The 16,461-nt window shown below is 71.3% G+C and carries 14 protein-coding genes; 9 read left to right on the forward strand and 5 right to left on the reverse strand.

The genetic code is table 11. The annotated features are described in order from the left end of the window. The first annotated feature begins 57 nt into the window (after positions 1–57). From ABT070_RS11780 to ABT070_RS11790, 3 genes are read left to right on the forward strand one after another with little or no spacing between them, the layout of a single operon-like run. Positions 58–1,083, forward strand: a complete 1,026-nt coding sequence (locus tag ABT070_RS11780) for a glycosyltransferase family 2 protein (RefSeq protein ID WP_351758133.1) — start codon at positions 58–60, stop codon at positions 1,081–1,083. Continuing rightward, on the forward strand, positions 1,073–1,543 hold the full coding sequence (locus ABT070_RS11785; RefSeq protein ID WP_351758136.1) for a GtrA family protein: 471 nt from the start codon (positions 1,073–1,075) through the stop codon (positions 1,541–1,543). The genes ABT070_RS11780 and ABT070_RS11785 overlap by 11 nt, the downstream gene beginning before the upstream one ends. Further along, complete coding sequence (locus ABT070_RS11790; RefSeq protein ID WP_351758139.1) at positions 1,540–2,808, forward strand: NAD(P)/FAD-dependent oxidoreductase; 1,269 nt, start codon at positions 1,540–1,542, stop codon at positions 2,806–2,808. The genes ABT070_RS11785 and ABT070_RS11790 overlap by 4 nt, the downstream gene beginning before the upstream one ends. 106 nt (positions 2,809–2,914) lie before the next feature. Here ABT070_RS11790 and ABT070_RS11795 read toward each other — a convergent pair whose 3' ends face one another. Then, positions 2,915–4,651 (reverse strand): hypothetical protein, encoded by a 1,737-nt coding sequence (locus ABT070_RS11795; RefSeq protein WP_351758142.1) that lies wholly within the window; start codon positions 4,649–4,651, stop codon positions 2,915–2,917. A 206-nt stretch (positions 4,652–4,857) separates the two neighbouring features. On the opposite strand from ABT070_RS11795, the gene ABT070_RS11800 reads away from it, so the two are divergent. Beyond that, positions 4,858–5,841: a glycosyltransferase family 2 protein gene (locus ABT070_RS11800; protein ID WP_351758144.1), complete on the forward strand. Its 984-nt coding sequence runs from the start codon at positions 4,858–4,860 to the stop codon at positions 5,839–5,841. Next, positions 5,838–7,178, forward strand: coding sequence for a polysialyltransferase family glycosyltransferase (locus ABT070_RS11805; protein ID WP_351758146.1), 1,341 nt, complete (start codon positions 5,838–5,840; stop codon positions 7,176–7,178). The genes ABT070_RS11800 and ABT070_RS11805 overlap by 4 nt, the downstream gene beginning before the upstream one ends. Before the next feature lie 199 nt (positions 7,179–7,377). On the opposite strand, the gene ABT070_RS11810 is transcribed toward ABT070_RS11805, so the two are convergent. The 3 genes from ABT070_RS11810 to ABT070_RS11820 form a co-directional block, all read right to left on the reverse strand. Then, the gene (locus tag ABT070_RS11810) at positions 7,378–8,544 is read right to left on the reverse strand and encodes an acyltransferase family protein (RefSeq protein ID WP_351758149.1); all 1,167 of its coding nucleotides are present in this window, start codon (positions 8,542–8,544) and stop codon (positions 7,378–7,380) included. A 291-nt stretch (positions 8,545–8,835) separates the two neighbouring features. Then, positions 8,836–10,188, reverse strand: coding sequence for a polysialyltransferase family glycosyltransferase (locus tag ABT070_RS11815; protein ID WP_351758151.1), 1,353 nt, complete (start codon positions 10,186–10,188; stop codon positions 8,836–8,838). Next, positions 10,188–11,168, reverse strand: coding sequence for a glycosyltransferase family 2 protein (locus ABT070_RS11820; RefSeq protein WP_351758153.1), 981 nt, complete (start codon positions 11,166–11,168; stop codon positions 10,188–10,190). Before ABT070_RS11820 ends, ABT070_RS11815 begins: the two co-directional genes overlap by 1 nt. Positions 11,169–11,366: 198 nt before the next feature. Between ABT070_RS11820 and ABT070_RS11825 the strand changes: the two genes are divergently transcribed. From ABT070_RS11825 to ABT070_RS11840, 4 genes are read left to right on the forward strand one after another with little or no spacing between them, the layout of a single operon-like run. Continuing rightward, entirely contained in the window at positions 11,367–12,725 is a 1,359-nt protein-coding gene (locus ABT070_RS11825; protein ID WP_351758154.1) for a DUF6716 putative glycosyltransferase, read from the forward strand. A 20-nt stretch (positions 12,726–12,745) separates the two neighbouring features. Beyond that, positions 12,746–14,041: a cytidylyltransferase domain-containing protein gene (locus tag ABT070_RS11830; protein WP_351758156.1), complete on the forward strand. Its 1,296-nt coding sequence runs from the start codon at positions 12,746–12,748 to the stop codon at positions 14,039–14,041. A gap of 13 nt (positions 14,042–14,054) precedes the next feature. Further along, positions 14,055–14,993, forward strand: coding sequence for an N-acetylneuraminate synthase family protein (locus ABT070_RS11835; protein WP_351758158.1), 939 nt, complete (start codon positions 14,055–14,057; stop codon positions 14,991–14,993). Positions 14,994–15,036: 43 nt separating this feature from the next. Continuing rightward, positions 15,037–16,128, forward strand: coding sequence for a hypothetical protein (locus ABT070_RS11840; protein ID WP_351758161.1), 1,092 nt, complete (start codon positions 15,037–15,039; stop codon positions 16,126–16,128). Positions 16,129–16,146: 18 nt separating this feature from the next. On the opposite strand, the gene ABT070_RS11845 is transcribed toward ABT070_RS11840, so the two are convergent. Continuing rightward, a complete protein-coding gene (locus tag ABT070_RS11845; RefSeq protein WP_351758164.1) occupies positions 16,147–16,398 on the reverse strand; it encodes a hypothetical protein in 252 nt (83 codons plus the stop codon). Positions 16,399–16,461: the final 63 nt, after the last annotated feature.

Raw genomic sequence — 16,461 nt, forward strand, 5'->3', positions numbered from 1 at the left:
TTGCACCACTCATCGCGCGTTCCTGTCGCGTTCACATCCCGCCCATAGCTTCACCGAATGCCTGACATATCCAGCCGGGTGCAGGAGTCCCGCGTGCCCCGTCAGCGGGGTGGCGCCGCACTCGTCTCTTATGTACTGCCCGTCTTCGACGAACAGGACGGGATCCGCCACTTCCACGAGGAGCTCGTGGCGGCACTGCGCGAACGTCCGCAGTACACCTATGAGTTGGTGTACGTCGACGACGGCTCCGCCGACGGCACGTCGCTCATCCTGGAAGACATCGCGAAGAACGACCGGCGCGTCCGGGTCGTCGACTTCGCACGCAACTTCGGCCACCAGATGGCCATCACGGCCGGTATCGACGAGGCACGCGGCGACGCCGTGATCGTCATGGACACCGACCTCCAGGACCCGCCGAAGGTCAGCCTCCTGCTGATCGACGCCTGGCGGGACGGCGCGGAGATCGTGCACGCCCGTCGGCGCAGCCGTCAGGACACGCTCTTCAAGCGGGCCACCGCACACGCCTACTACCGGCTGCTGCGGTCCTCCACCGATGTGGACATCCCGCTGGACACCGGCGACTTCCGGCTCATGGACCGACGCGCCGCCGACGAGCTGCGCCGCTTCAGGGAGCGCAGCCGGTTCGTGCGCGGCATGGTCGCCTCGATGGGCTTCCGGCAGAGCGAGGTGTACTTCGACCGCGACGAGCGGTTCGCCGGCGAGACCAAGTACCCGCTGCGCAAGATGGCGCGCCTCGCCGTCGACGGCCTGACCGGGTTCTCCACCGCCCCCCTGCGGATGATCACCAAGCTGGGCTTCGCGGTGCTCGCGCTGTCCCTGGCCGGCATCTGCTACGCGCTCGCCATGAAGGTGCTGCGGCCCGAGATCACGGTCTCCGGCTGGACGATGCTGATGGTCGTCGTGCTGTTCATGGGCGGTGTGCAGATGCTGTCGCTCGGCGTACTGGGCAGCTATGTCGGACGCACCTACAACGAGGTGCAGGGCCGGCCCCTGTACACCGTGCGGCAGGTCATCTCGCACGACTCGGAGGCCGCCGGTGACGGCACCGGCCATGGCGACTGAGGACATGGTGCGGGCCGGCACCCGTACGGACGCCGAAGCCCCGGCGGCCGGCGACACCCCGCAGGGCACCGGCGCCCGCCCCCGTACCCGTGACCTCCGGCAGCTGATCACCTACGCGTTGGTCGGCGGCAGCGGCGTCCTCCTCGACCTGGGCGCGTTCCTGCTGCTCTACAACGTGGCCGGCCTGCACGAGCAGGTGGCCAACGTGCTCTCCACCAGCCTCGGCATCACCAACAACTTCGTCCTGAACGCCCTGTTCACCTTCGGCAAGCGCGACCGGCTGCTGCTGCGCTACCTGCGCTTCTACGCCGTCGGCCTGACCGGTATCGCCCTGACGTTCGTGCTGCTCGCGGTGTTCTCCCGGGGACTCGGCGTCGATCCGAACCTGGTGAAGGCCGGCTCGCTGCCGCTGGTGCTGGTGTTCCAGTTCGCGCTCAACAGAAAGTGGAGTTTCGCATGAACCTCGGCGTTATCGGCGCGGGAGCGACCGGCCTCACCGCCGCGTACGACGCGGTCAAGCAGGGCCACGCGGTCACCGTCCTGGAGGCCGCCGACGAACTCGGCGGACTCGCCGCGTCGATCCCCGTCGGGGGAGTGCCGCTGGAGCGCTACTACCACCACATCTTCCGCAGCGACCGCCGGATGATCGAGCTCATCGAGGAGCTGGGCCTGGGCGGCGACCTGCGCTTCCACAAGACCACCACCGGTGTGTTCCGGGGCGGGCGGACACACCCCTTCAGCACCCCCCTGGAGATGCTGACCTCCCCGCTGTACGGCCTGCCCGCCGGCATCCGCTTCGGTCTGTCCTCGGCGTGGCTGAAGGTCGTGCGCGACGGGGAGCGGTTCACCGACCGCACCGCCCTGAGCTGGCTGCGCAGATGGGCCGGGCGGCGCGCCACCGAGGCCGTCTGGGAGCCGCTGCTGCGCGGGAAGTTCGGCGACCGCGCCGACCAGGTGTCCATGGCCTGGCTGTGGGCGCGGGTCCACTGCCGCACCTTCGAACTCGGCTACCTGGACGGCGGGTTCGAGCGGGTGTACGCGACACTCGCCGACCGGATCGCCGAGCGCGGCGGCAAGGTCGAGTTCGGCAAGCGGATGGAGACGATCCGTCAGGACGGCGGCGACGGACAGGTCACCGTGCGCACCGCCGACGGCGCCTCGTACGCCTTCGACCATCTGATCGTCACCACGCCGCAGCCCGCCTTCGCCAAGGCGGCCGACGCGCCGGCCGACGACGCGGTCTGGCGCAACCAGTACCTGGGCGCCACCTGCTTCGTCCTGGAGCTGGACCGCAGCGCCATCCCGTACTACTGGCTCAACATCAACGAGCCCGAGTTCCCCTTCCTGGCGGTCGTCGAGCACACGCAGATGATCGACCCGGCCCGGTACGGCGGCCGTCACATCCTCTACGTGGGCAACTACGTCGAGCGGGACGACTGGCGCTTCACCACCGATCCGGCCGAGCTGCTGGAGCGGTTCCTGCCGTGGCTCCGGCGGGTGAACCCCGCGTTCGACCGCTCCTGGATCCAGGACTGGCACTTCTCGCGGGCGCCCTTCGCCCAGCCCGTGGTCACGCCCGAGTACAAGGCGCTGATCCCCGGCCACGAGACCCATCTCAGCGGGGTGACGCTCGCGACGATGGCGCAGATCTACCCGCAGGACCGGGGGCAGAGCTACTCGGTCGAGCTGGGCCACAGGGCGGCGCGCATCGCGGGCGTCGCCTGACCTGCCCCGCGGGCCCCCTGAGGAGCGGGCCCGCGGGAACGAACTGCGCGGAAGCGGCCCCGGCGGAGAGTCCACCGCCGGGGCCCTCGTACGAGCCGCGCGTGCCTCAGCGGCGCGCGGTGCACACCACGAGCTGCTGGTTCACCGGCTCGGGGCACCGGTACGCCCTGCGGATGTCGGCGGCGATCCGCGGGTCGATCACGCCCAGCGACAGCCAGCTGGGCTGGTAGACGGCGTAGGCGGCCGGGTGTTCCTGCGTGATGCAGCGCACGTTCTCCCGGGTCGACTCGAGCGAGGGCACCTCGGTGAGCTGCTTGGGCACGTTGAAGAACGTGGGGAAGGGATACCGGCAGGCGGTGGGATGCCCGATGTAGTAGGCCTGCTGACCGAAGGTCAGGTACAGCACGGGCACGCCGTCCGGGAGCTCCGCGTCCACCTGCCCGGCGGCCGCCTCCGCCGACCGGGCCTGCGCCTTGAGCTCGGCGTTGGTCGTGACGATCCGCCCCTCGATCACCCGGACCCCGGACAGCGGCCACACGGTCGCGGCCAGGCACACCACGAGCGCGAGGACCGGCAGGGCGACCGGGACGCGGAGGGCGCGCGGACGCGGTGCCCGCACCCACAGCAGATCCACCACGCCGGCGAGCAGGGCCACGGCCGAGGCGAGCCACGCGACGACCGCCGCGTCGACGTCCGTACGGACGAGGGTGAGCAGCGGGGCCAGCGCCCCGTACAGGAGGGCGAGCACGGTGAGGCACAGCGGAGGCCGGCCGTGGGCGCCGTACCAGCGGCCGATCGCGAGCGCGGTCAGGGCCGCGGCCACCACCGGCAGGCTCTCGCCGTGGTAGGCGAACCAGTTGCCCTGGTAGACCACGACGGCCAGACCGACGACGAGGAGCAGCAGCGTGACGACCACGGCCTCGGCGCGCTGTCTGCGTGACGGGAGGGTGGCGGCGAACAGCAGCAGCGCGCCGGGCAGCAGCGCGAGCACCGGCGTCACCGCGATCCGGTCGCCCAGGTAGTCGGCGGTGCGCAGCAGCAGGTCCGGGACGACGATCGGCTCGTTGCCCAGCGCGTGCGCGTTGATGTACGGCATGTCGCGCAGCCACTGGAGTTCGCGCGAGCCCGACCAGGCGCTGAGCGCGAACAGCAGACCGGTGCCGACGGCGGTCGCGGCGGCGAGCAGCAGGCCCCGTACCCGGTCCACGGCGAAGACCACGAGGAGCGCCATCGCGGCGGTGCCCGCGGTGGAGTACTTCATCAGCACGGCGAGACCGAGCGGCAGCGCGGCGAGCGCGGCGGCCTGCGGGCGGCCGCGGACGCCGAGCGCGGCGGCGACGGAGACCGTCGCGAGAACGATCGCGAACCACTCCGGCTGCAGGTAGTCGATGACGGGCGCGAAGGCCAGCGAGAGGGCGGTCAGACCCGAGACGAGCAGCGCGTCCCGCTCGGGCATACGGCGGCGCAGGGCCCGGTGCAGCAGCAGACCGGCGGTCCCGCACAGGGCGATGCCGATGAGCCGCAGCAGGGCCTCGCGCACCGCGTTCGGTCCGCCGGTGACGGAGTCCAGACCGTGGAGCGACCAGCGGTAGAAGAAGGGCCGGTGGGCGAATATCTCCGAGGGGGACAGCCCGCTCGCCCCCGTCGTCCGCAGGGCGGCGAGTACATAGCGGATATCGAGAAATACACCGGCGGTGAGGGTCGTCCAGATCAGCAGCGCGGCGGTGGTGATGGCGGTGGTCCACCCCGCGGGAGAGGTGAGGCGCAGCCGACGCGAAGCCGGTCCGTGCGGGCTCCGCCCGCGCTGCGCGGCGGGCGGAGGTGAGGTGGATATGTCGGTCACGTGCGCGAACGTAGCATCGAATTCGGCGAGAATACGGGGTGATGAAAAGGGGGAGGGGGCGGCTCACCCGTTCTTCATCTGCCATTTCCCGACCCGATCCGGATGTCACGCCGAATTCACCTGGGTGTCGGCGACGGGACATGCGAAGGCTGATCCTACTTTCTTAGGATCACTTGACTTTCCGCTGAGAATTCAGGTGCGCACACGTGGCCAACACACCGACCCTGTCCGTCGTCGTCCCCTGCTACAACATCGAGTCGTATCTGCCCGAGACCGTGACCAGTCTGGTCAACAATGCCCGGGACGACTTCGAGTTCATCTTCGTCGAGGACAGATCCACCAAGGACAGGACCTACGAGGCGCTCCTCGCGCTGACGGAGCGGCTCGGGAACAGCCGGGTGATCCGGCACGAACGGAACGGCGGACTGGCGACCGCGCGCAACACGGGTATCGACGTCGCGGAGGGCCGCTACCTCACCTTCCTCGACGGCGACGACTGGCTGGCGCCGGGCTATCTGGCCCGACTCGTGGACGTGGCCGAGCGGTTCGACGTCGACTTCGTACGCACCGACCACGTACAGGTCACCGGTCTCGAGCGGGCCGTCCACCGAGCGCCCGAGGGCCGCCGCCACACCCCCCTCGACCCGCGCACCTCGATCCTCCCCGTCGACGACACCACGATGGTCGACTACCCGTACGCCTGGGCCGGCCTCTACCACCGCCGCCTCCTCGACCGGGGCCTGCTCCGCTTCCACGACGGGCTGCGCACCGCCGAGGACCGGCCGTGGATCTGGGACCTGCACCGCAGGGCGGAGTCCTACGTCGTGGCCAGCCTGCACGGGGTCTTCTACCGCCGGGGCATCGCCAGTTCGCTTACCCAGATCGGCGACGTGCGCCAGCTGGACTTCTTCCGCTCCTTCGACCTCGTCCTCGCCGAGCTCGCCGACGACCCCGAGGCGGACCGGCTGCGCGCGAAGGCGCTGCGCAACTTCTGCGTCGTCATCGCCCACCAGCTGCTCGACCGGCGCCGGTTCGAACGCAGAGTGGCCGCGAAGCTGAAGCGGCTGGCCGCCGAGGCGCTGGGCGCGATGACCGAGGAGGAACTGAGCGAGGCCGTGGTGGGGATGGGCGAGGAACGCGTACAGGTGCTGCGCCGGGTGCGCGGCGGGATGAAGGGCGTGGCGGCATGATCCAGATATTCTGCTCGGCCACCCAGTACGCGGCCGCGACCGTCACCGCCGCGATCCGCGCCGGCCGGTTCGGCCCGCGCGAGGGCGTCCGCCGCGTGCTCGTCGTCAGCAACACCGCCGCCGCGCCGGAGGTCGGCACCCCGCTGGACCGGATGCCCGGCTTCGAGAAACTGCGCCCCGAGTTCGACCAGGTGTACTCCTGGAACGAGTTCATCTCCCCGCACCACCCGGCCGGCTGGTCGCCGCGCGCCCAGGACACCCGTCTGTGGGAGAAGGCCGTACGCCTCGCCTGGGACCTGGGCGACGAACCGGTCGAGATCGCCTGTGAGTCCATCCAGGCCAACCCCTCCCGCGCCATCGCCGACATCTTCGCGGACAGCCCGATCCACGTGTACGCGGACGGCCTGATGAGCTACGGCCCCACCCGCAACCGCATCCCGCACGGCATGAGCAGCCGCATCACACGAGTGCTCCACCTCGACCTGGTGCCCGGTCTGCGGCCGATGCTCCTGTCCGAGTACGGCGTCCGGCCCGAGGCCGTCCCGGGCGAGGCGATGGTCGACGTCCTCGCGCAGCTCGGAGAGGCCGGCGCCGGCCTGCTCGCCGAGCGGCTCCCGGCCGACCACCCCGCCACCGCCGTACTCCTCGGCCAGTACCTCTCCGCGATCGACCTGATCAGCCAGGACGAGGAGGAGCGGCTGCATGTGCGCATGCTGCGCGCCGCCGCCCGCGCGGGTCACCACGACGTGCTGTTCAAGCCGCACCCGAGCGCGCCCGCCGTCTACAGCGAGTCCCTGGAGGCGGCCGCCGGGGAACTCGGCGTCCGGCTCACCGTGCTGAACGAACCGATCCTCGCCGAGACGGTCTTCGCCCACCTCGAGCCGAAGCTCGTCATCGGCTGCTTCTCGACGGCCCTGATGACCGCCGCCGCCTTCTACGGCATCCCCGTCGCCCGGGTCGGCACGGAGCTGCTCCTGGAGCGCATCACACCGTACGAGAACAGCAACCGCGTCCCGCTCACCATCATCGACGTGGCGCTGCCCGACGCGGAGCACGCCGAGCTCGGCGCCCCCCTCGAACTCGCGGGAGCGGCCGAGGAGCTGACGCCCCTGATCCGGGCCGTGGGGTACTGCATGCAGTCCCGCAAGTACCACGGCCTGCGCGCCGAGGCGGTGGCCTGGCTCTCCACGCATCTCGCCGAAGGGTCCCCGTACCAGCGCTACTTCAAGCGCCGCCGCCTCACGAGCCTGCGCCTCCCCGGCGGCGGCCCGATCCGGGCCGAGGCCCTGCGCCGCCACCCGGCGGTCCGCCGGGCGGTGCGCCGACTGCGGGCGTGAGGCCCGCGCCCCTCGGGGGCGCGGGGAACTGCGCGATCAGCCACGACGGTACGGCAGACGGCAGACGGCAGACGGCAGACGGCAGACGGCAGACGGCAGAAGTCAGAAGTCAGAAGTCAGTCGGCAGGCGGCAGAAGTCAGGCGGAAGCCGGCAGGCGGCTGTACGGCTGACGGGGTATCGCGGCACGAGCCGAACCGTTCACGTCCGCCGCGCGGCGAGAGCCCGCTTCAGCCGCGGCCCGATCGGCTTCTCCACGAACCGGTGGAGAAGCCAGGCGATCCCGAGCATCGACAGCACCGTCGTGCCGAACGTCAGCCACGCGTTCAGGCCGAACTCGCGGTACAGCACCCGGATGAAGAACCAGCCCAGGTGCTCGTGGATCAGGTAGAAGGGGTACGTCAGCGCCCCGGCCACCGTCAGCCAGCGCCAGTTGGCCCGGCTCGTCCAGCCCAGGGCCACCGCGGCGACGGCGACGAAGGCGACGAGGACGATCAGCTGGATGACGTACGGGCTGCGGTGGAACTGACCCTGCGGGCCGGGGTGCCACAGGGCCGTGACCGAGTAGCGCTGGCCGAGCAGGAAGCTGAAGCCGACGATGCCCCACAGCAGCAGGTCGTTGCCGAAGCGGTGGATCAGGTAGAAGGCCAGACCGCCGATGAAGTACGGGGCGTGGTCGCGCATCACCAGCTCGTCGGTCAGCGGGTTGTCGGCGACCCGGGCGAAGACGCCGGCCAGCGTCCACAGGCAGCAGAACATCACCACCCTGCGGTAGGTGACGCCCCGCCAGACCACGAACAGCGCGAACAGGGCGTAGAAGCGCACCTCCACCCAGAGCGTCCAGTCCACGCCCAGCACCCGGGGCACGCCCATCGGCTGCTGGAGCATGGTGAGGTTGGTGAGGATCTCGTCCGAGCGCAGCGGCGCGGCCACCACCGGCAGGATCAGGCCCGCGGCGGTGACCAGGACGATCGCCGCCCAGTACGCCGGGTACAGCCGGGCCACCCGGGACCGGAAGAAGTCCCCCGTGGTCCGGCCCCAGCTGCTCATGCAGATCACGAACCCGCTGATCAGGAAGAAGAACTGCACGCCCAGGCTGCCGTAGGTGGCGAACTGCGAGAGTGTCGGGAACTTCTGGCCGGGGGACTGGTTCCAGGACTGCGCGACCTCGCCGTTCTTGCCGGCGTAGTGGTAGAAGCAGACCATCAGGGCCGCCAGCAGGCGCAGCCCGTCCAGGGCGCGCAGCCGGCTCTCCGCCCGGGGCCGGACCGGAGCCCGGTCGGGGACGAGACGGTTAAGCCGGAGTGCCGGTGCCGGTGCTGGTGCCTGTGCCGGGGCCGGTGCCGCCGCCTGGTCAGCCGCGCTCATCCTGGGACCTTCCGTGGGAGTCGGGAGATGTGTTCGGTCGTGTGTGACGGTCAAGGCCGTTGTCTCGACGACGGAACGCTATGCATCTCCGACAAGTCGGGGATGAGTGACGGCTGACCCACCGGCGGCGGAAGAATGACGATCGGATGAACAGCTGTCCCGGTATGTCTCGTTTCCGGCCGCCGGGCCACCGCCACACCGGTGGGCGACCGGCACACCGGTGGGCGACCGCCACGCCGGAGGGCCACCGCGACACCGGTGGGCGACCGGCACGCCGGTGGGTGACGGCCGTCACCCCTTGCCGGTCACCCGCTTCAGGGCCCGCGCCCGGCGCGCCAGGCGGCGGACGGTCGCGTTGCGCGGGATGAAGGCGAGCTGGTTCGGGACGGCGCCGGGGAGGGCCAGCGCCGCCAGGCGCCGGCGCTTGAAGTAGCGCCAGGTGTGCGGGTCGAGGTGGGTGGAGAGGTAGCGCTCCGCCTCGCCCAGCAGCCCCGGGTAGATCCTGGGCTGCATCGCGAAGCCGACGGCCTTGAGGAGCGCGGCCAGTTCGTCCACCCGTTCCGCCGACGGCATGGCCCACCCCTCCACCGCCCGCCTGTCCGCCAGGTCCGGCAGCAGCAGGTCGACGATGGTGAGCGGCACCCGGTTGCTGTTCTGGTACGGCGCGAGCCTGGCCAGCACGGTGTCGGTGCCGACCCGGGCGACCGGGAGGCCGTACAGACCGGCGGCGGTGAGCAGCGCGGTGGAGAAGCAGCCGACGACGAGGGCGGGCCGCAGCCGCTGGTAGGCCACCTCCGCGAGGACGGGCCGGTCGAGGAGCACGAGTTCGGCGCCCAGCTTCCCCGCCTCCTCCTCCAGCAGCCGGGACCAGCGGGCGGGCGCCACGGGGTGCGGCTTGAAGACGAGCCTGCGGTGTCCGAGCGCCACGGCGCCGCGCACCATGCCCCGATGGAGTTCCTCCTCCTCGGCATCGCCGATGATGCCCAGCGCCGACAGGTACTGCCCCAGCAGCAGCGCCGGTTGCTCCTCGGTGACGGGCAACCCGGTCTCGTCCTCGGCGAGTTCGCCCAGCACCTTCAGGAACGCCTCGGACGGCACCAGCACCGGCGGCACGCCGAACTCGGTGAGCAGCAGCGGGGTGAGGCCCGGCACCAGATCGAGGTGCAGGAGCCGGCCGACCCGGGTGCCGACCAGCGGGTCGATCTTGTCGCGGGTGGGGCCGTAGCTCATCAGGCCGTCGGCGTAGGCGTCGACGGGCGCTCCGGTGAACAACTGGCACAGCGCCAGCGCCGGGTTCACCTGGATGGACTCCACCGCCAGATGGACCTCGTCGTCACCGAGCTCCCACAGCAGCCGTGCGTACCGCTCCCACATCGGGATGTCGTCCGCGCGAGGGCCCCAGCCGCCGGGGTGGAAGGGGGCGATGGTCTCGTTCCAGGACAGCACCTCGTCGAAGCGCTCACGGATCCGGGCGAAGCCCGGCATGCCGTCGACGGACGGTGTGATCTCCGGGTTGACCGCGTTGTTGGTGACGAGCAGCAGCCGGCGGTCGGTCGGTGCGAAGAGCCCGGCGTCGAGGGCCGCGGCCAGGGTCGCGGCGCCGTACAGGGTCGAGACGCAGAAGATCCGGGTCGTGCGAGGCATCAGACGGCCACCGTCCGTGCGGCCACCGGCCTGCGCCGTACCCGCCGCAGCGCACTCGCCCGCTGGACGTCCATCGAGTCCATGACCTCCGCGAGGACGTCCTGCGGCATGCGCTTGAGGGCGGCGGCGCACAGGGAGCGCAGTTTCCGTGCCACTGCGGGTTCGAACCTTTCGATCGAGCCGAGGTGATGCGTCATGATCGCGCAGTAGGTGCGCACCGCCTTGGGCAGCAGCTTCGCGCCCTCGGGGTCCCGCGCCGTCTCTTCGAGCACCTGGTCGAAGGCGCGGATGAAGTCCAGCTGCCGTACGTCGCCGATCTGGGTGAGGGAAGAGGCCACCCCGCGCCGGTAGTAGACGCCCAGCAGCCCCACCACGGCGAAGGTGTCCGCCTCCCGGTGGAGCTTCCAGATCCAGGGCCGGTCCTCGGCCGTCCGCAGGCCGTCGGTGAAGTGCAGCAGTCCGCGGTCGACGAGACGGCGGTGGTAGACACCGGCCCAGGCGTAGGCGTAGTCCACCGAAGTGGACCGGTCGGCGGGCAGGATCGCCTCCCGCGGGTTCATCACCGTCCCGCGCCGGCCGTGCGGCACGCGGTGGATGCTGCGGGCCCGCGCGGTGCACTGCACGTGGTCGGTGCGGACGAAGTCGCAGCCGAGTTCCTCTATGGAGGCGAGGAGCCGAGGGAAGTATCCGGGCGCCAGCCAGTCGTCGCCGTCGAGGAAAGTCAGATAATCGCCGCGCGCCTTGTCGATGCCGGTGTTTCTCGCGGTTGCCAGTCCTCCGTTCTTTTCGTGTCTGACCAACACCGCGCCCGGCAGTTCTCGCTCCGCACGCCTGAGGATGTCCGAGGTCGCGTCGGTCGAGCAGTCGTCGACCAGAATGAACTCGAAGTCCTCGCGTGCGTTCGAACGCAGGCTCGTAAGGGTGTCGGGCGCGTATTGCTGAACGTTGTAGAACGGCACGATCACGGAAAGCTTGGGCACCTGCGAAACCTTAGAAGGGTCCCCGGCGGCAGAACTTGCCGGTGTGGATACGGAGGGTGAACTCGATGTGTCGGAATGGTGCACCCCCTGCGCTTTCACGCAATTCGCGGGCCAGTTCGGCTTTCGGTGGTCCGCTGTTAACTTTTTGTTGAGGGGTGATTGGGCCAAGCCTCGGTTTTGCTTTCTAGCGTCTTGGCTGTGCCATCAAGTACTGCCAACCCCCCACGGATCGCCGTCCTCGCGGACTCCGACACCCGATGGAAATGGGGTGCGCTGACCGCGACGCGGATCGCGCCCTCCATGGAAGCCGGATCCGGGAGCGGGGCGCAAGTCGCCCCCGTCCTGGACGGATTCCTGCTGCGAGGCCGGGCCACCCCCACCCCCCGCCAACTGGCCGAGGTCGGCGTGCACGCCGACTCGCTGACCGAGGTCACCGCGCTCGAGTTCCTGCGCGCCATGACGCGGACGCCGTACGACGTCCTCGTCCTGGCTCTGGTCGGCGGTGGCGTCCAGGCGATCCTGCACGGCCTGAAGCGGATCTGGGAGGGCCGGGCCGAACGCCCCGTCGTCGTCACCGGCTATGTCGGCGTCGTCTACGAGAAGCTCGCCGACGGCCTGCTGCTGCGGCACGGCGCCGACCTCGTCCTCGCCAACTCCCGCCAGGACGCGGAGCGTTTCCGCGCCGTGTACGAGGGCGTGGGCGCCGACGCCTCGTCGGTGACCGAAGTGGCCCTGCCGTTCCTGGGCGGTGCCCCGTACACGGGTGAACACGACCCCTACACCGTCGTGTTCGCCGCGCAGCCCTCCGTGCCGGAGAACCGCAGGGACCGCGCGTACCTGCTCGACCGGCTGGTGCGGCACGCGCGGCTGCATCCGGAGCGGGAGGTGCTGCTGAAGCTCCGCTCCAAGCCGGGCGAGCACACCACCCACATCGAGGAACTGCCCTACCAGAAGCTGGCGCAGAAGCTCGATCCGCCGCCCAACTTCCGCCTGGTGTACGGGAACATGGGCGAGGTCCTCGACCGCACCGACCTCATGGTCACGGTCAGTTCGACGGCCGCCCTGGAGTCCCTGCACCGTCGGGTCCCCACGGTCGTCCTCACCGACCTCGGAGTGCGCGAGGCGCTCGGCAACCACCACTTCGTCGGCTCCGGCTGCCTCGCCTCCTGGGACCAGCTCGACGCCGGGCACCGGCCCGCCCCGGACGAGGAGTGGGTGGCCCGCCAGGGCGTCGCCGTCGGGGGTTCCCCCTCCGGGGGAGGCTCGTACACGGCGGCCTTCGACGCGGCGCGTGAGCGGGTCGGCTCGCTGCTCGGCGACCCGGGCGGCCTGCCGCCCCTCACCCCGTACTACACGCCCGCCACCGCGCCCGGCTATCTGCCCGGCATCCTCGCCCGCCACCACCTCGGCCCCGACGGCAGCCCGCTGCCCGGCGCGCCGGCCACCGACAGGGAGCCGGGCCCGGTCCGGCAGATCGTGCGCCGGGCGGCGCGCGGCGCCTACCGGCACGGCGTGCAGCGGGTGGCCCCGGTCATCCGGCGGATGGGAGAGCTGTGACCCGTCAAGGAGAGAAACCCATGTCCGACTCACCAGCCGGGGTGCGCCGTGTGCTCGCGGTGATCCCCGCGCGCGGCGGCTCCAAGGGCGTGCCCGCGAAGAACCTCGCACCGGTGGGCGGCGTACCGCTCGTCACCCGGGCGGTCCGCGAGTGCCGGGCGACCCGCCTCGTGACGGACGTCGTCGTCTCCACCGACGACCACGCCATCGCGGCGGCGGCGCGGGAGGCGGGCGCGGAGGTCGTGCTCCGGCCGGCCGCCATCGCCGGCGACACCGCGACCTCCGAGGCGGCCGTCCTGCACGCCCTGGACGCCCACGAGGCGCTGCACGGCTCGCCGGTCGACGCCGTCCTGCTCGTGCAGTGCACCAGCCCCTTCCTCGTCCGCGACGACATCGACGGCGTCGCCGCGGCCGTCGTCGAGCAGGGCGCCGACACCGCGGTGACGGTGGCCCCGTTCCACGGCTTCGTCTGGCGCGACGGCGACGGCGACGGAGCAGGGGCAGGGGACGGAGCCGGCGACGGGGCCGGAGCAGGGGCAGGGGCAGGGGACGGCGACGGGGGTCCCGGCCCGGCCGGCGGCTTCGGCGTCAACCACGACAAGACCTTCCGCCCCCGCCGCCAGGACCGCCCCCAGGACCTCCTGGAGACCGGCGCCGCCTACGCCATGGAGACCGGCGGCTTCCGTGCCCACGGCCACCGCTTCTTCGGCCGCACGGAACTCGTCCGCACCGACCCCGCCCGGGTCCTGGAGATCGACGACCCGCACGACCTGTCCCGGGCAAGGGCGCTGGCGCCCCTCTTCGACACGGACCGGCCCGGGTCCCTCCCGACCGCCGCCGACATCGACGCGGTGGTCCTCGACTTCGACGGCACCCAGACCGACGACCGGGTGCTGATCGACTCCGACGGACGGGAGCTCGTCTCCGTGCACCGCGGCGACGGCCTCGGCATCGCCGCCCTGCGCAGGTCGGGCCTGCGGATGCTGATCCTCTCGACCGAACAGAACCCGGTCGTCGCCGCCCGGGCCCGGAAGCTCCGGCTCCCGGTCCTGCACGGCATCGACCGCAAGGACCTCGCGCTCAAGCAGTGGTGCGAGGAACAGGGCATCGCGCCGGAGCGCGTGCTCTACGTCGGCAACGACGTCAACGACCTCCCCTGCTTCGCCCTCGTCGGCTGGCCGGTGGCGGTCGCGAGCGCCCACGACGTCGTACGCGGCGCCGCACGCGCGGTCACCACCCTGCCCGGTGGCGACGGCGCGATCCGGGAGATCGCCGGCTGGATCCTCGGACCCTCTCTCGACACCCTCACCAGGTAAGGACATCTCCACCATGAGCACCAACTCCCGTCTGCGCTCCTTCGGTTCCCGCGAGGTCGGTCCCGGCAGGCCCGTCTACATCTGCGGCGAGATCGGCATCAACCACAACGGCGACCTGGACAACGCCTTCAAGCTGATCGACGTGGCCGCCGAGGCCGGCTGCGACGCCGTGAAGTTCCAGAAGCGCACCCCCGAGATCTGCACCCCGCGCGACCAGTGGGACATCGAGCGCGACACCCCCTGGGGCCGGATGACCTACATCGACTACCGCCACCGCGTCGAGTTCGGCGAGGACGAGTACCGGCAGATCGACGCGTACTGCAAGGAGAAGGGCATCGCCTGGTTCGCGTCCCCGTGGGACACCGAGGCGGTCGCCTTCCTGGAGAAGTTCGACGTCCCCGCGCACAAGGTGGCCTCCGCCTCGCTCACGGACGACGAGCTGCTGCGCGCCCTGCGCTCCACCAACCGCGCCGTCATCCTCTCCACCGGCATGTCGACGCCGCGGCAGATCCGCCACGCCGTCGAGGTCCTCGGCAGCGACAACATCCTCATGTGCCACGCCACCTCGACCTACCCGGCGAAGGCCGAGGAGCTCAACCTCCGCGTGATCAACACGCTGGAGAAGGAGTACCCGAACGTCCCGATCGGCTACTCCGGCCACGAGACCGGCCTGCAGACCACCCTCGCCGCGGTGGCCCTCGGCGCGGCCTTCGTCGAGCGTCACATCACCCTCGACCGCGCGATGTGGGGTTCCGACCAGGCCGCCTCCGTCGAGCCCGGCGGCCTCACCCGCCTGGTCCGCGACATCCGCACCATCGAGGCCTCCCTCGGCGACGGCGTCAAGAAGGTCTACGACTCCGAGCTCGGCCCCATGAAGAAGCTGCGCCGCGTGTCGGGCGTCGTCGCGGCGGCGGAGATCGCGGCGGCGGCGGGCGAACCGGTCGCGGTGTGACCTGAATACCCCTCCGAGTGCCTTACGGGATGGTCGTCCGACGATGAGTCCTCGCGCCGGGAAGAACTCCGGCCACACCCCCCACACCCTCGCCTTCGTCGAGAGTCCGGTGCAGCTCCTGAACGTCCTGGAGTGGGCGCACGCGCGGGAACTCCACCCGCGGGAGGAGCCCGGCGCGGGGTTCACCCTCGTCGTCCTGTCCCCGACCGACCCGATGACCCGCGGCCAGCTGCGCCGCATGGCCGAGCTGGCCCGCCGGGAAGGGCACACGGTCCGCTGGGAGGAGGCCCGCGGCGGCACCACGGCGCCGTTCCGCACGATCGGCGGCCTCACCCCGCTGCTGCGGCGCGCGGAACGGATGGTGATGGGGGACCCGTTCTCCCGATACGTCCAGCTGCTGCTGACCATCACCAGGGCGAGCGAGCTGGTCGTGGTGGACGACGGGACGGCGACGATGGAGTTCGTGGGCCAGCTGGCCCGCGGTGAACGACTCGTGCGCTGGCACCGCAAGGGCGGCCGCACCGGCCCCCGTGACGTGCTCTTCGCCCCGGTGTCCGGCGCGGCCCGCCGCCGTCTGACGCCCAGCGCGGACCGCGGGGTCGAGGTCTTCTCCTCCATGCCCATCGAGGACGCCCCCGACGGCGTCACGATCACGTCCAACGCCTTCGCCTGGACCCGCGACCGCTTCGGTCCGCCGCGGGTGACGAAGACCGCGGACATGGTCGGCACCTCGCTGGTGGAGACCGGCGTGGTGGACGTCGACCGCTATCTGGCGGCGGTCCGCACGCTGGCCGAGGCCCACGGCGCGACCCGCTACTTCGCCCACCGCCGGGAGAGCACGGAGAAACTCCACCGGCTGGCCGTCGAGACGGGCCTCGAGGTGGTCCGCCCGGACCTCCCGCTGGAGCTGATCGCCCGGCGCGGCCCCATCGGCCGGACCGTCCTCAGCTTCCCGTCCACGGTCGTCCACACCCTGCCGCTGGCCCTGTCCGGCACCGACGTCCGGGTCGCGGTCTGCGACATCGACCCGGCCTGGCTGACGGAGCACGCCTCGCCCCGGGCGCAGGGGTTCCTCTCCGGGGTGACGGGCACCGCGAAGGACGTCCACCGGCTGGCAGCGGTGAGCGCGGTCTGACGGCCGGGACCAGGGTGACTACGAGCCGCCGCCCCCACGGGGCGGCGGCTCCGCCTGTTCCTCCTCCCAACGGCCGAACCCGTCGAAGAAGCTTTCCTCGCGCTCGGCGTGCGCCCGGTCGCGCCACCGGGTGACCGCCCACAGCACGCCCCCGAGCAGACAGGCCGCCAGGGCCATCGCGGCAAGACCGGTCAGCGTCAGCGCCACGACGCCCCTCGCCAGGATCCCGGGGATCCGCTCCTCGCCGCACCCGCACGTCATCGTTTCCATGAGGGCACCGTGCCCGCCCTGCCCCGGGTCGTCGCCCAGCGTGGCGCAACCGCTGCATGGAGG

This window comes from Streptomyces sp. NPDC002884 (genome assembly GCF_040295245.1).
GTDB lineage: Bacteria > Actinomycetota > Actinomycetes > Streptomycetales > Streptomycetaceae > Streptomyces.